Origin of the sequence: Pseudomonas sp. TKO26 (genome assembly GCF_003225665.1) — a bacterium.
Lineage (GTDB): Bacteria > Pseudomonadota > Gammaproteobacteria > Pseudomonadales > Pseudomonadaceae > Aquipseudomonas > Aquipseudomonas saponiphila.
In genome coordinates this window covers 96909-110965 of the sequence record NZ_QKLN01000036.1, presented here as the reverse complement: position 1 = coordinate 110965, position 14057 = coordinate 96909, and the positions used below count along the sequence as shown (strand labels likewise).

15 protein-coding genes and 1 other RNA gene are annotated in these 14057 nt (G+C 64.1%); 9 read left to right on the top strand and 7 right to left on the bottom strand.

Going from position 1 to position 14057, the window contains the following annotated elements:
* Positions 1-102 precede the first annotated feature (102 nt).
* Genes DNK59_RS24815 through DNK59_RS24795 form a run of 5 tightly spaced genes read right to left on the bottom strand, consistent with a single transcriptional unit; the run spans position 103 to position 4907 of the window.
* A complete protein-coding gene (locus tag DNK59_RS24815) occupies positions 103-1320 on the bottom strand; it encodes a 2-octaprenyl-3-methyl-6-methoxy-1,4-benzoquinol hydroxylase (protein ID WP_177431300.1) in 1218 nt (405 codons plus the stop codon).
* Between the two features lie 9 nt (positions 1321-1329).
* On the bottom strand, positions 1330-1815 hold the full coding sequence (locus DNK59_RS24810; protein ID WP_110724956.1) for a DUF4442 domain-containing protein: 486 nt from the start codon (positions 1813-1815) through the stop codon (positions 1330-1332).
* Positions 1808-2995: a 2-octaprenyl-6-methoxyphenyl hydroxylase gene (gene ubiH / locus DNK59_RS24805; RefSeq protein WP_110724955.1), complete on the bottom strand. Its 1188-nt coding sequence runs from the start codon at positions 2993-2995 to the stop codon at positions 1808-1810. Before ubiH ends, DNK59_RS24810 begins: the two co-directional genes overlap by 8 nt.
* Positions 2992-4326, bottom strand: coding sequence for a Xaa-Pro aminopeptidase (gene pepP / locus DNK59_RS24800; protein WP_110724954.1), 1335 nt, complete (start codon positions 4324-4326; stop codon positions 2992-2994). Before pepP ends, ubiH begins: the two co-directional genes overlap by 4 nt.
* Before the next feature lie 23 nt (positions 4327-4349).
* Complete coding sequence (locus DNK59_RS24795) at positions 4350-4907, bottom strand: YecA family protein (protein ID WP_016962903.1); 558 nt, start codon at positions 4905-4907, stop codon at positions 4350-4352.
* A 235-nt stretch (positions 4908-5142) separates the two neighbouring features.
* Here DNK59_RS24795 and DNK59_RS24790 point away from each other — a divergent pair, with 235 nt between their 5' ends.
* From DNK59_RS24790 to DNK59_RS24775, 4 genes are all read left to right on the top strand, one after another.
* Positions 5143-5352 (top strand): TIGR02449 family protein, encoded by a 210-nt coding sequence (locus DNK59_RS24790; RefSeq protein ID WP_011064144.1) that lies wholly within the window; start codon positions 5143-5145, stop codon positions 5350-5352.
* Entirely contained in the window at positions 5349-5672 is a 324-nt protein-coding gene (locus DNK59_RS24785) for a cell division protein ZapA (protein ID WP_016962902.1), read from the top strand. Before DNK59_RS24790 ends, DNK59_RS24785 begins: the two co-directional genes overlap by 4 nt.
* Positions 5673-5695: 23 nt before the next feature.
* Positions 5696-5874: non-coding RNA, 6S RNA (gene ssrS, locus DNK59_RS24780), on the top strand.
* A gap of 89 nt (positions 5875-5963) precedes the next feature.
* The gene (locus tag DNK59_RS24775) at positions 5964-6569 is read left to right on the top strand and encodes a 5-formyltetrahydrofolate cyclo-ligase (RefSeq protein WP_110724953.1); all 606 of its coding nucleotides are present in this window, start codon (positions 5964-5966) and stop codon (positions 6567-6569) included.
* A 33-nt stretch (positions 6570-6602) separates the two neighbouring features.
* On the opposite strand, the gene DNK59_RS31955 is transcribed toward DNK59_RS24775, so the two are convergent.
* A complete protein-coding gene (locus DNK59_RS31955) occupies positions 6603-6749 on the bottom strand; it encodes a hypothetical protein (protein WP_085984450.1) in 147 nt (48 codons plus the stop codon).
* Positions 6750-6946: 197 nt separating this feature from the next.
* Between DNK59_RS31955 and DNK59_RS24765 the strand changes: the two genes are divergently transcribed.
* The 4 genes from DNK59_RS24765 (at position 6947) to DNK59_RS24750 (ending at position 12379) form a co-directional block, all read left to right on the top strand.
* Positions 6947-7396, top strand: a complete 450-nt coding sequence (locus tag DNK59_RS24765; RefSeq protein WP_110724952.1) for an EVE domain-containing protein — start codon at positions 6947-6949, stop codon at positions 7394-7396.
* Between the two features lie 182 nt (positions 7397-7578).
* Positions 7579-8544: an HlyD family secretion protein gene (locus DNK59_RS24760; protein WP_110724951.1), complete on the top strand. Its 966-nt coding sequence runs from the start codon at positions 7579-7581 to the stop codon at positions 8542-8544.
* Positions 8541-11261 carry a ribosome-associated ATPase/putative transporter RbbA gene (gene rbbA / locus DNK59_RS24755; RefSeq protein ID WP_110724950.1) on the top strand — a complete coding sequence of 907 codons (2721 nt, stop codon included), beginning with the start codon at positions 8541-8543 and terminating at the stop codon, positions 11259-11261. The genes DNK59_RS24760 and rbbA overlap by 4 nt, the downstream gene beginning before the upstream one ends.
* Positions 11261-12379: an ABC transporter permease gene (locus DNK59_RS24750; RefSeq protein WP_110724949.1), complete on the top strand. Its 1119-nt coding sequence runs from the start codon at positions 11261-11263 to the stop codon at positions 12377-12379. Before rbbA ends, DNK59_RS24750 begins: the two co-directional genes overlap by 1 nt.
* Before the next feature lie 101 nt (positions 12380-12480).
* Here the strand turns inward: DNK59_RS24750 and DNK59_RS24745 are convergent, their stop codons facing one another.
* The gene (locus tag DNK59_RS24745) at positions 12481-12888 is read right to left on the bottom strand and encodes a flagellar basal body-associated protein FliL (RefSeq protein WP_016967181.1); all 408 of its coding nucleotides are present in this window, start codon (positions 12886-12888) and stop codon (positions 12481-12483) included.
* 158 nt (positions 12889-13046) lie between these two features.
* On the opposite strand from DNK59_RS24745, the gene DNK59_RS24740 reads away from it, so the two are divergent.
* Positions 13047-14024, top strand: coding sequence for an NADPH:quinone oxidoreductase family protein (locus DNK59_RS24740; RefSeq protein WP_110724948.1), 978 nt, complete (start codon positions 13047-13049; stop codon positions 14022-14024).
* Positions 14025-14057 lie beyond the last annotated feature (33 nt).

Here is a 14057-nt window from a genome sequence, read left to right as displayed (position 1 = left end):
GATAAGGAGTCCCATTTGCTAGCTCAACCGAACCCGGCGCCGAGGCGTTACCAGATGTTGCGTGGGGCCGCTCTTCAGCACGTTTCGCCGGCGAACCGGCTCCTAGGCTCTGGCCAGCTCAGGGAGATCGCCGCTCAGGCCCAGGGCCTGGCGCACGAAGACCGCCTTGGCCTCGGGCATCTGCTCGATCACCTTGAGGCCGGTGTTGCGCAGCCAGCGCAGTGGCAGCGGATCGGCCTGGAACAACCGTTCGAAGCCTTCCATGGCCGCCATCAGCGCCAGGTTGTGAGGCATGCGCCGGCGCTCGAAACGACTGAGGACCTTGACCTCGGCCAGGCGCTCGCCACGACCGGCCGCTTGCAGCAGCACTTCGGCCAGTACCGCGGCATCAAGGAAGCCCAGGTTGACCCCCTGCCCCGCCAACGGATGGATGGTGTGGGCAGCATCGCCAATCAGCGCCAGGCCTTCGGCCACATAGCGCTTGGCGTGCCGCTGGCGCAGCGGTACGCAGAGCCGCGGGTCGGCACCGAGCACCTGGCCTAGACGGCCTTCGAAGGCGCGCTCCAGCTCAAAGCAGAAGCTCTCGTCGTCCAGGGCCATCAGGCGCTCGGCTTCAGTGGGCGTGGTGGACCAGACAATCGAGCACCAATCCTGCTGCCCATCCCGCACCAGCGGCAGGAAGGCCAGCGGGCCGGTATCGGTGAAGCGCTGCCAGGCGGTCATTTGGTGAGGCCGGCTGCTGCGCACGCTGGTGACAATGGCGTGGTGCAGGTAGTCCCATTCGCGGGTGGCACAACCGGTGAGGCGGCGTACCGCCGAGTTGGCACCGTCGGCGGCGATCACCAGCGGTGCCCGCAACACCCGGCCATCGGCCAGGGTCAGCAGCCAGTCATCGCCGGAGCGGCGCATCTGTTCCAGGCGGGCATTGGCCAGCAGGCCGATATCGCATTCGTGCAGACGTTCGAGCAGGGCGTCCTGCACCACCCGGTTCTCGACGATATGCCCCAGCACCTCGGCATGCACGCTGGACGCCGAGAAGTGGATCTGCCCGGTGCCGCTGCCATCCCAGACCTGCATCTCGCAGTAGGGGCTGCTGCGCCGCCGGACGATGCCGTCCCAGGCGCCCAGGCGTTCGAGGATGCGCTGGCTGGCCGCCGACAAGGCGCTGACCCGGGGTTCGAACGCTGACTCGCCGGCGAAGGGTTTGACACTCAAGGAGCCGCCATCGAGCAGCAGCACTTCCAGGCCGCTGCCCTGCAACGCCAACGCCAAGGCACTGCCGACCATTCCGGCTCCGACAATCAGCACATCTGCGCGCATTTCCATGCTTTAGGCCTGTCTCACTGGCGGCTTACGCCGCACATAAAGGGTTTTATCGACCCGCGCCACCAGGGTGCCGGAGCCGTCATGAATCTCGACCTGCAACTGCGGCAGGTACTTCTCGCCACTGGCGGTCTGCCGGCGGATCTCGTCAAGCAGCGCCGGGTCGAGACTGAACCGGGCGAACACCGGTCCCCTGCCCGGGGCGATGAAATCGATGGCTGCCGCCTTGTCCCAGACGATGTAGTCGCGCCCCAGGTTCTCCATCAGCATCAGCATGAAGAACGGGTCCACCATGGAATACAGGCTGCCACCGAACTGGGTGCCGACATAGTTGCGGTTGTACCAGCCCAGGCCCATGCGAACCTCGACCTCGCGGAAATCCACGCTGATCCGACGTACCCGCACTCCGGCCCCCAGATAGGGTGGATACAGGCTCATCAAGCAGCGCAACAGGCGGGCCTTGCCGAACCGTCGGGTCAGCCACTCACGCATCCGGACGAGTACCCAGGCCCATGGCCTGGCGGGCGAACCAGCGCTTGGCCGGGGGCAGCAGGTCCAGTCCGAGCAAACCGAGATTGCGGCCCACCGACAGCAGCGGCAGCTTGCTGCCAAACAGTCGGGTGACCTGGTCGGAGAACCCCACGGTCAGGCTCTGATCCAGGCGCTGGCGCTCGCGATAGGCCTGCAGCACGGCAAAATCCCCCGGCAACTGCTCGCTGGCCAGCAAGGCATCCGCCAGGGCCTGGGCGTCACGCAGCGACAGGTTGAAGCCCTGGCCGGCAATCGGGTGAAGGCTGTGGGCGGCGTTGCCCAGCACCACCAGATGCGGGCGGACCTGTTCTTCGGCCTCCACCAGGGACAGCGGATACAGATGCCGCGCCCCCACTTGTTTCAGGGTGCCCAGGCGATAACCGAACACGCCCTGCAGTTCGCTGAGGAAACTGCGCTCGTCCAGATCGGCCAGACGCTGGGCGTCCATGCCCTGGCGCGTCCAGATCAGCGCGCAGCGGTTGTCCGGCAAGGGCAGCAGCGCCATCGGGCCATCGTCGGTGAAGCGCTCGAAGGCCATGCCGTTGTGAGCTTCGCTGGGGGTGATGTTGGCAATCAGCGCACTCTGGTTGTAAGGGCGATTCCTGACCCCGATCCCCAGCTGTTCGCGCAAGCCGGAACGACCGCCATCGGCAAGCACCGCCAGATCGCATTCCAGGGTGGTTTCGTCATTCAGGGTCAGCCGATAGCCGCCTTCCAGAGGCTCCAGGCGGGTGACTTCCGCCGGGCAGCGCCAACTGATCACGTCCTTGTCCAGGCCCTGCCACAGGCATTGGCCGAGCCAGGCGTTTTCCACCACATAGCCCAGGGCCGGTACGCCTTCTTCCATGGCCGACAAGCGCGCCGTGGAGAAGCGCCCGCGATCGGACACATGAATCTGTTTGATCGGCTCGGCCCGCCGGGAAATCGCCTGCCACAGGCCCAGGCGCTGGGAGATTTGCCGGGCGCCGAAGGACAGCGCCGAGGAGCGAGCATCGTAGCTGGGCTGGAAGCTGTCGCCGGGGGCGAACGGCTCGATCAGCACGATCTTCCAGCCCCGGGCCTTGGCTCCGGCCTGCAGGGCCAGGGCCAGGCTGGCGCCGACCAGGCCGCCACCGATGATGGCCAGATTGACCCGGCTCATGACGCCTGGACCCGTGCTGCGGCCATCAACGCCTCGATCTCGGCGACGCTCTTCGGTACGCCGCCCGTCAGAATTTCACAGCCCTGCTTGGTTACTACCACGTCGTCCTCGATGCGCACGCCAATGCCGCGCCACTTCTTAGCCACCTGCTGGTTGTCCGGGGAGATATAGATGCCCGGCTCCACGGTCAGCGCCATGCCAACCTCCAACACCCGCCACTCGCCGCCGACCTTGTACTCGCCGACATCGTGTACATCCATGCCCAGCCAGTGTCCGGCGCGGTGCATGTAGAACGCTTTGTAGGCCTCGCTGGCAATCAGCTCATCGACCGCGCCTTCCAGCAGGCCCAACTTCACCAGGCCGGCGGTGATGACCCGAACCGTCGCCTCGTGGGCCTGGTTCCAGTGCTTGTTCGGGGCGATCTCGGCAAACGCCGCTTCCTGGGCTGCCAGCACCAGTTCATAGATCGCCTTCTGCTCGGGCGAGAACGTGCCGTTGACCGGCCAGGTCCGGGTGATATCGCTGGCGTAGCAGTCGATTTCACAACCGGCGTCGATCAGCACCAGATCGCCATCCTTGAGCAGGGCGTCATTCTGTTGGTAGTGCAGGATGCAACTGTTGCGCCCCGCCGCGACGATGGAACCATAAGCCGGCATCTTCGCCCCGCCCTTGCGGAACTCGTAATCCAGTTCGGCCTCCAGACTGAACTCGTGCAGCCCGGGGCGACTGGCCTGCATGGCCCGGATATGGGCCTGGGCGGAAATCCGTGCGGCTTCGCGCATCACCTTCACTTCCGCCGCCGATTTATACAGGCGCATGTCGTGCAGCAGATGATCCAGGGCAACGAATTCGTTCGGCGGCTGGGCGCCAAGGTGCGCTTTGGAGCGGATCACGTTGATCCATTCCATCAGGTGACGATCGAACTCGGGGTTGCTGCCCATGGCCGAATAGACCCGGTCACGACCTTCGATCAGGCCCGGGAGAATGTCGTCGATGTCGGTGATGGGAAACGCATCGTCCGCGCCGTGGTCGCGGATCGCGCCTTCCTGGCCTGCCCGCAGGCCATCCCAGAGCTCGCGCTCGGCATTGCGCTCGCGGCAGAACAGCACGTACTCGCCATGCTCGCGACCGGGCATGAGCACAATCACGGCCTGGGGTTCGGGGAAGCCGCTGAGGTACTGAAAATCACTGTCCTGGCGGTAGACATGCTCCACATCGCGGTTGCGAATGGCCACGGCTGCCGCCGGCAGGATCGCAATGCTGTTGGGCTCCATCTGCGCCATGAGCGCCTTGCGGCGACGACTGTATTCCGTTTTAGGGATATGAATCATGGGCAGATGCAGTTCCCTGTCGATCAGTGCAGAGAAGGCTTGGCAGCCGGTGCAACGGTCTTGTTGGTTTCGGTGAACAGCAGCAACGGCGCGACCCGCAGGTACTCCATCACTTCCATGTAGTCGCTTTCACCGTCGTCGGACTCTTCCAGCGCATCCTGGACCTGGGCGATGGCCGCAAGGTCCTGCAACACTTCAGTGGCCTCGGCGCTCAGAGCGCTGCTGTCACGGGAGTTGAGGCCGAAACCGGCGAGGAAGCCCTGGCACCACTGGCCCAGGGCCGCGGCACGCTCGGTCAGGGGAGCGTCGTCGCTGGGCAGCAGCAGGACCACGGTCATGTCGTCGCTGGTGAGTTCGCCCTTGACCATCTCCTGCAGGCCGATCAAGGCGTTGCGCACGTTGTCTTGCGGCTCGCCTTCGAGCAGCTCGGCGGCGTCCACCAGCCAGCCATCGACCTCGAACCCGGCGCCGGCGCAACTGCGGCCCAGCAACAGGCCGTGCAATTCGGCAGGAGAAACAGGATGGCCACTGCTGCTGAGCAGGGTGGCGAAGGCGTTGTACGGGGAATTCTGAATGGGCATGGGCAGCTAGGCGCCAAGCGGCGCAATGTCTAGAATGAAGGCCTTGTATCGTAGGGCGTGTCATCATTCATTGCCAGCGCCGCGTTGCGCCCAGCGCCCCGTTACAGCGGTCCGCCGGGCCTTGGGCGACGGACAGATTGCCGACCGGACAGCACCGAATGCGCAAGGACCGCTCAGGCCCCCCAGGCGCTGTCCAGCCAGTTGCCACTCATCAGACCAACTTCAGTGGGACACAATGGAAGACACCGACCTGCACGCACTGATGGCCAGACTCGAACTGCTTATTACCCGGGTCGAGCAACTAAAGAGTCAAAACGCACTCTTATTAGCTCAGGAAAAGACCTGGCGCGAGGAACGCGCGCACCTCATTGAAAAAAACGAAATCGCCCGGCGTAAGGTCGAATCGATGATTTCGCGCCTCAAGGCCCTGGAGCAAGACTCATGAGTTCAAGCAATAGCGTTACCGTGCAGATCCTCGACAAAGAATATTCGATCATCTGCCCCCAGGAAGAGCGCAGCAATCTGGTGAGTGCCGCCCGTTACCTGGACGGCAAGATGCGCGAGATCCGCAGCAGCGGCAAAGTCATCGGCGCCGATCGCATCGCGGTCATGGCCGCGCTGAACATCACCCACGACCTGCTGCATCGCCAGGAGCGTCCGGACGTGCAGGCCAGCGCCACCACTCGCGAACAGGTACGGGATCTGCTGGAACGTGTTGACCTGGTCCTGGCCACCGATTCGGACGCAAGCAAAGCTGATTCCTGACAGCGGTTGCGGTATACTCCCGCCACTCCCTGGGGTGCTTGCCAGTTGGCGATGTCCCTGAGCCGATTCGCACTACCCTGGAAGTTGCACGTTGGGCTGGTGTGCATGTCCGCTAGACGGAAAGCCTTAAAGCCTGCTGCATCTTCCGCCTTGAACTTTCGGGTTCAAGGGCTAAGTCGACAGCGGTTCGCCCGGGGAGCCTGAATTGTCAGCCAATGCCAGTTATCCATGCTGGCATTGGTTTTTCCGGGTAGGCTGTTCTGCCATGTCCGACTCTCCATAGCCTCCTCAATGACCGAACCTGCGCCGCTTTCCCGCCCGCAACTTCGACGCATGCTGCGTAAAGCCCGTCGCGCCCTCACGCCAGCCCAGCAACGCCAGGCCGCCCGTGACCTGTACCGCCAACTGGCGCAGAACCCGGTGTTTCGTCGGGCCCGACACCTGTCCCTGTATTTGCCCACCGATGGCGAAATCGATCCGCGCCTGCTGCTGCGCGCTGCCCAACGCCGGGGCAAGGCCACCTACTTGCCTGTGCTCAGTGCCTGGCCACGAACCAAGATGGTGTTCCAGCGCATCCGCTCAGGAGAAAAACTGCGTCCCAATCGCTTTCGCATCCTCGAACCGCGGATCAACGCCGCACGCCAGCGCAAGGTCTGGGCACTGGATCTGGTGCTCCTGCCCCTGGTGGGATTCGATGAAGAGGGAGGTCGCCTGGGAATGGGCGGTGGCTTCTACGACCGCAGCCTGGCGTACCTGGCGCGCCGTCAGAGCTGGCGCAAGCCGACACTGCTGGGCCTGGCTCATGAGTGCCAGAAAGTCGCGAGACTGGATCAGGCCAGCTGGGATGTGCCGCTGCAAGGCAGCGTGACGGATCAGGGATGGTACTGCGCCCGATAGACGTCGTGCTTGCTCAGCGACGCCAGGGCAGGTTCAGCGCTTGAAGGGTTGCGGCTGTTGGGCGATCTCGATCGGAGCATCGGTCTTGTTGGCCCACAAGCTTTGCGCATAACCGGTAGTTACAACGCCCAAACCGAACAAAATAACCAAAATCCATAGTAAATCCGGTTGGCGTTTCATCGATTGCCCCCCCTCGGGCAAGTCACACACGATGACAGCAACGGTTTCCATAACAGGCCGTGCAGCAGCGTCAAGCTTAAAATCCCGGCATTTTGCGATAACGTGAACCGACACGCAAACGCTGGCGTCAACCGACCGTCGGTTTGTCATAAAATCCTCCGACGACCTGCCCAATCACCCTTTGGAGGGTAAGAAACATGGCCTATTGGCTGATGAAATCCGAGCCGGACGAACTCTCGATCCTCGGCCTGCAGCAGCTTGGCCAAGCCCGTTGGGATGGCGTACGCAACTATCAGGCGCGCAATTTTCTGCGCACCATGGCCGTCGGTGACGAGTTCTTTTTCTATCACTCCAGCTGCCCGGAGCCCGGCATCGCCGGTATCGGCCGGATCATCAAGGCGGCCTACCCGGACCCGACCGCCCTGGAGCCGGACAGCCACTACTTCGACCCCAAGGCCAGCGCCGAAAAAAATGCCTGGAGCGCAATCGACGTGGCCCACGTGCGAACTTTCGACAAGGTCCTGCGCCTGGACTACCTCAAGCAGCAGACCGCGCTCGCCGAAATGCCCCTGGTGCAAAAGGGCAGCCGCTTGTCGGTGATGCCAGTCACCGCCGAACAATGGGCTGCCGTCCTCGCCCTGCTCTGAGCATCCTGCTCGTCGCCGGGGCCCGACCCGGGCTGCGGCGGCAGTGACGGCTTTTTTGCCCCGATCGCCATGCAGCCTGCGGACAATAGGTTTAGTCTTGCCCCTTTCATTTGACGAGCATCAAGCGGGCGAGAGCCTGGCTCTGTCAGACTTGGACGCTATTGCCGCAGGACGCAGAATTCATGTCGACGAACCACCGTTCTTCCCGCATTTTCGCTGTTTCCCTCTTGATTCTGTTACTCGCCGCTGGTGGCTTCGGCTACTGGAAGTCGCTCCAGGATCGCCTGCCGGAAGGCCTGAGCATGGGCAATGGCCGTCTCGAGGCCACCGAGGTGCAGATCGCCAGCAAGATCCCCGGACGCCTGGCGGAAGTGCGAGTCAACGAAGGCGACAAAGTGCTCCAGGGACAACTGCTGGCCCGCATGGACACCCGCACCCTGGAGGCCCAGCGCAACCAGGCCGAGGCCGAAGTGCTGCGGGCGCGGGAAAATCTGTCGGCCGCCGAAGCCAACGTCCAACTGCGCCAGAGCGAGCAACTGCTGGCCAACCAGGAGCTCAAGCGCTCCCAGGAACTGTTCCGCCGCGGCTTCGCCAGCCAGCAGATCATCGATCAACAACAGGCTCGGTTGAACACCGGAAATGCCGCCGTACAGGCAGCCCAAGCCCAGGTTGCCGCGGTCAAGGCCGCTGTCGGCGCCGCCCAGGCCCAAGTTGCCCAGCTCACCAGCGAGATCGACGACAGCAGCCTGCGGGCGCCCATCGACGGCATCATCCAGTTGCGCCTGGCCGAGCCCGGCGAAGTCCTGGGTGCCGGCGGCCGGGTGCTGCTGCTGATCGACCCCAACGATCAATACATGAACCTCTACCTGCCGGCCTCGGTGACCGGTCGCCTGACCGTTGGCGATGAGTCTCGAATCCTCCTCGATGCCCTGCCCAACCAGCCACTGCCGGCGAAGATCAGCTTCGTCGCCGCCAAGTCCCAGTTCACCCCCAAAGAAGTAGAAACCCGAGACGAGCGCCAGAAGCTGGTGTTTCGGGTCAAGGTGCGCCTGACTCAACCTGCCGCCGTGCCCCAGGCCAAGCCGGGAATGCCCGGTGCCGGTTATGTGCGCACGGCTCCCGTGGACTGGCCGGCTAACCTGAAATGAGCGGCCTGGCGCTGCAAGCCAGCGGCATTGGTCATCGCTACGGCTCACAGCAGGCCCTGATCGATATCAGCTTCAACCTGCCAGCGGGCACCCGCTGCGGTTTGATCGGGCCGGACGGCGCCGGCAAGTCCAGCCTTCTGGGCTTGATCGCCGGGGTCAAGAAGCTCCAGCAGGGTGAGCTGGAGGTGCTCGGCGGGGCGATTTCCCAGCGCCGTCACCGCCGCAGTCTTTATCCGCGTATCGCCTTCATGCCCCAGGGCCTGGGGGGCAACCTGTACCCCGACCTGTCCATCAGCGAAAACATCCGCTTCTTCGCCACCCTGTTCGGCCTGCCCCGTGACGAATGCGAACAGCGCATGCACAGCTTGCTGCTGGCCACCGACCTGCTGCGCTTTGCCGAGCGTCCGGCGGGCAAGCTGTCCGGCGGGATGAAACAGAAACTCGGCCTGTGCTGCGCATTGATCCATGAACCGGACCTGCTGATTCTCGACGAGCCCACCACCGGGGTCGATCCGCTGTCCCGGCGGCGCTTCTGGGAACTGGTGGAAGACGTGCGCCAACAGCGTCCGCAACTGACCCTGCTGGTGGCCACCGCCTACATGGAAGAAGCCGAGCAGTTCGAACACTGCCTGATGCTCGACAAAGGCCGGATGATTGCCCAGGGCCTGAGCCAGGAACTGGCGAAAGTGACGACCAGCGGCAAGCTGGATGACGCCTTCACCCACTTCCAGGGCGACACGGGCCACGACAATCAGCCGCTGGTCATCCCGCCCCGCTCCGGCGACAACCACGACATCGCCATCGAGGCCCACGAACTGACCCTGCGCTTTGGCGACTTCACCGCGGTCAATAAAGTCAGCTTCGCCATCGGACGCGGAGAAATCTTCGGTTTCCTCGGTTCCAACGGCTGCGGCAAGACCACCACCATGAAGGTCCTCACCGGGCTGATGCCCGCCACCGAAGGCAGCGCCAAACTGCTGGGCAACCCGGTGGACGCCAAGGACCTGGCCACCCGCAAACGGGTCGGCTTCATGTCCCAGAGCTTTTCCCTGTATGGCGAGCTCAGCGTGCGCCAGAACCTGGACCTGCACGCCCGCCTGTTCGATTTGCCGCCGGCGGAAAGCAGCCCGCGCATCGAGGAACTGATCCAGCGCTTCGATCTCGGGGCGATTGCCGAGCAACAGTCCGGCGCCCTGCCCCTGGGCCTGCGCCAGCGCCTGTCCCTGGCGGTGGCGGTGCTGCACCGTCCGGAGGTGCTGATCCTCGACGAGCCCACTTCCGGGGTCGACCCGGCCGCCCGTGACGACTTCTGGCGCCTGCTGATCGAACTGTCCCGGGAACAGGGCGTGACCATCTTCCTCTCCACTCACTTCATGAACGAAGCCCAGCGCTGCGACCGCATTTCGTTGATGCACGCCGGCAAGGTACTGGCCTGTGACACGCCCGCGGCGCTGCAACAGCAGTTTGCCGGCGACACCCTGGAAGCCGCCTTCGTCCGCTGCCTGGAAGAAGCTCAAGGCGCCGCGGATACAGCGCCAGCGCCGCCTCCGGCGGCAGCCACCAGCCACGCCATCGCCCCTCCACGCTCAGGCCTGAGCCTGGCCCGGCTGCTGGCGGTGGCCACCCGCGAAGGCAAGGAACTGCTGCGGGACAAGGTGCGCTTGGGTTTTGCCCTGCTGGGGGCGATCTTCATGATGGTGATCTTTGGCTACGGCATTTCCCTGGATGTGGAAAAGCTCGCCTTCGCCGTCTACGACCAGGACCAGACGCCGCAAAGCCGCGCCTACCTGGAGGCTTTTCGCGGCTCACGCTACTTCGAGGAAAAACCGAGCATCCGCAGCGCCCCTGAACTGCACCGACGCCTGCAACGTTCGGAGATCAAGCTGGCCCTGGAGATCCCGCCCGGCTTTGGCCGCGATCTGTATGCCGGGCGCCAGCCGACTGTGGCCGCCTGGCTGGACGGCGGCATGCCGTTTCGCGCGGAAACCAGCCGCAACTACGTCGAGGCGGTACACCAGGCCAACCTCGAACTCCTGGCCGAACACAGCAGCCCGGCACTGAACTCAAGGCCTGCCGCCAAGCTGGAAACCCGCTTTCGCTACAACCAGGACGTGGTCAGCGTCAACGCCATCGGGCCTGGGGTCATGGCGCTGATCCTGGCGTTCATTCCGGCCATGCTCACCGCCCTGGGTATCGTTCGCGAGAAGGAACTGGGCTCGATCACCAACTTCTATGCCACGCCCCTGACCCGCCTGGAGTTTCTCCTGGGCAAGCAGGCGCCCTACCTGGCGGTGAGCCTGATCAACCTGGGCTTGCTGGTGGCCATGAACCGCTGGTTGTTCGGCGTGCCCTTCAAGGGCAGCGGCCTGACCCTGGCCCTGGGCGGGGTGCTCTACGTGCTGGCCACCACCAGCATGGGCCTGCTGATCTCGGCCTTCACCCGCACCCAGATCGCGGCGATCCTCGGCACCATGATCATCACCAGCCTGCCGACCATTCAGTTCTCCGGCTTGATCGTGCCGCGCTCGTCCCTGGAGGGATCGGCGGCGATCATGGGCCAGCTGTTCCCCGCCGGGCACTTCCTCGACATCGCCGTCGGCACCTTCACCAAAGCCCTGGACCTGCGTGAGCTCTGGCCTCAATGCCTGGCCCTGATCGGGTTCTTCCTTGGCTTCACCGGGCTCAGCCTGGTCATGTTGAAAAAGCAGGAGGTCTGATGAACCGGCTCGCCCATATCCTGCGCCTGGGGTTCAAGGAGCTCACCAGCCTGCGCCACGACAGCGTCCTGCTGCTGTTCCTGTTCTACGCCTTCACCGTGGCCATCTACCTGCCGGCGGCCGGCTCGGTCATCGGCGTGCACCATGCCAGCGTGGCCCTGGTGGACGAGGACCACAGCCCGCTGTCGCGACAGTTGGCAGAATCCCTGCAACCGCCGGAGTTCCAGGTCCCGGCCGCCCTGCCCTACGACCAGTTGGACAACGTCATGGACAGTGGCCAGTACACCTTCGTGATCAACATTCCCGCCAACTTCCAGAGTGACCTGCTGGCCGGCCGCCAGCCGGCGGTGCAGGTCAACGTCGACGCCACCGCCATGAGCCAGGCGTTCATGGGCGCCGGCTACATCGGTCGGATCTTCCAGCGTGAGCTGCTCAACTATGCCAATCAGGCGGATACCGCGAGCAAGGCCCCGGCCCTGCTGACCACCCGTGCCCTGTTCAATACCAATCTGCAAGGCGGCTGGTTCCTGGCGGTGATCCAGATCGTCAACAACATCACCATCCTGGCCATCATCCTCACCGGTACCGCGCTGCTGCGCGAACGCGAGCACGGCACCCTCGACCACCTGCTGGTGCTGCCGCTGACGGCGCTGGAAATCATGCTGGCGAAGGTCTGGAGCAACATGCTGGTGGTGGTGCTGTGCACCTGGATATCACTGGAAGTGATCGTCAAGGGCGTGCTGGGCGTGCCGCTGGCGGGCTCGATGGGGCTGTTCCTGATGGTCACGGCGCTGTATCTGTTCGCCAGCACCGCCCTGGGAATCTTCCTCGCCACCCTGGCCCGTTCGACCCCGCAATTCGGCCTGCTGGCGATCCCGGTGATCATTCCGATGCTGCTGCTGTCCGGCGGCAGCACACCGTTGGACAGCATGCCGCAGTGGCTGCAGTGGGTGATGCAGGGCTCGCCATCCACGCACTTCGTCAGCCTCAGCGCGGCGATCCTGTTTCGTGATGCGGGAGTCAGTGTGGTCTGGCCCGACCTGCTGGCGCTGGCGACGATCGGCCTGTTGTTCTTCACCATTGCCCTGGCGCGCTTTCGCAAGAGCCTGGCCTCGTGAGCCACGCCTTGTAGGAGCCGGCTTGCCGGCGAAGGGGCCTCAGCCCTGTATCGCCCTCTCGGACGTCTTCGCTGGCAAACCGGCTCCTACAGCGGGCAGGCCTATTGGATGATCAGGTTGTTGAACAACAGGTCTTCCACCACCGGCTTGCCGGTTTCATCGTTCATCACCTGTTGCACCTGCTTGAGGGCTTCCTGGCGCAGCTTTTCCTTGGCCTCGACGTTGTTCATGGTCTCGGTGGTCTGCTGGGCAAACAGCGCCACCAGCTGATTGCGAATCAGCGGCTCATTGGCCTTGACCGCCTGGGCCGAGGCATCGCCAGTCACTCGCAGGGCCACATCGGCCTTGTAGACCTTGAGCTTGGGGCCGCCATCCAGGCCGTAGTTGCCGACAAAGGGCGGGCTCAGGCTGATGTAGCTGACTTTCGGTGCTTCGCCTTCTTTGGCCTCTTCAGCCCCGGCTGCCATGGGCAGGGAGAGGGCCAGCAGCAACATGATCCACGCTTTCACAATTCGCTCCTTAATCCGGTTTGCGGCCTAGCATAAAGGCCCGCCCGCCTGAGCCCAAGCACAAGCTTATGGCTGCCCATCAGGGCTGGGCATGCTCGTTGACCGCCTGATTCACACTCCTACACTTATCGGCCACCAACCCCAAAGGAATAGCCCTGATGAAAGCCGTGCTGTGCAAAGCCTTCGGCCCCGCCGAAACACTGGTGCTGGAAGAGGTCGCAAGTCCCGTGCCGAAGAAGAACGAGATCCTCCTGGACGTGCATGCCGCTGGGGTGAATTTTCCGGATACCCTGATCATCGAGGGCAAATACCAGTTCAAGCCACCCTTCCCCTTCTCCCCGGGTGGCGAAGCGGCCGGGATCGTCAGTGCGGTGGGCGAGAAGATCAGCCATCTCAAGGTCGGTGAGCGGGTCATGGCCCTGACCGGCTGGGGCAGCTTTGCCGAACAGGTGGCGGTGCCGGGCTACAACGTGCTGCCGATTCCCGCGGCCATGGACTTCAACACCGCCGCCGCTTTCAGCATGACCTACGGCACCTCGATGCATGCCCTCAAGCAGCGCGGCAACCTGCAGCCCGGTGAAACCCTGTTGGTGCTCGGCGCCTCGGGCGGAGTCGGACTGGCGGCGGTGGAAATCGGCAAGGCCATGGGCGCCCGGGTGATCGCCGCCGCCAGCAGCGCGCAAAAGCTCGCCGTGGCCAAGGCCGCCGGCGCTGATGAACTGATCAACTACAGCGAAAGCAACCTGAAGGACGAGGTCAAGCGCCTGACCGACGGCAACGGCGCCGACGTGATCTACGACCCGGTGGGCGGCGACCTGTTCGATCAGGCCGTGCGCTCCATCGCCTGGAATGGCCGCCTGCTGGTGGTGGGCTTTGCCAGCGGACGCATTCCCGAATTGCCAGTGAACCTGGCACTGCTCAAGGGCGCGGCGGTGGTGGGCGTGTTCTGGGGCTCCTTCGCTCAGCGCCAGCCTCAGGACAACGTGGCGAACTTCCAGCAGCTGTTCGGCTGGTTCGCCGCGGGCAAGCTCAAGCCGCTGGTATCCCAGGTCTATCCTCTGACGGCAGCTGCCCGGGCCATCGATGATCTGGGACAGCGCAAGGCGGTGGGCAAGGTGGTGGTGCAAGTCCGCTGAGCCTGTGGCGGCCCCGGAATAATGCTTCGGGCC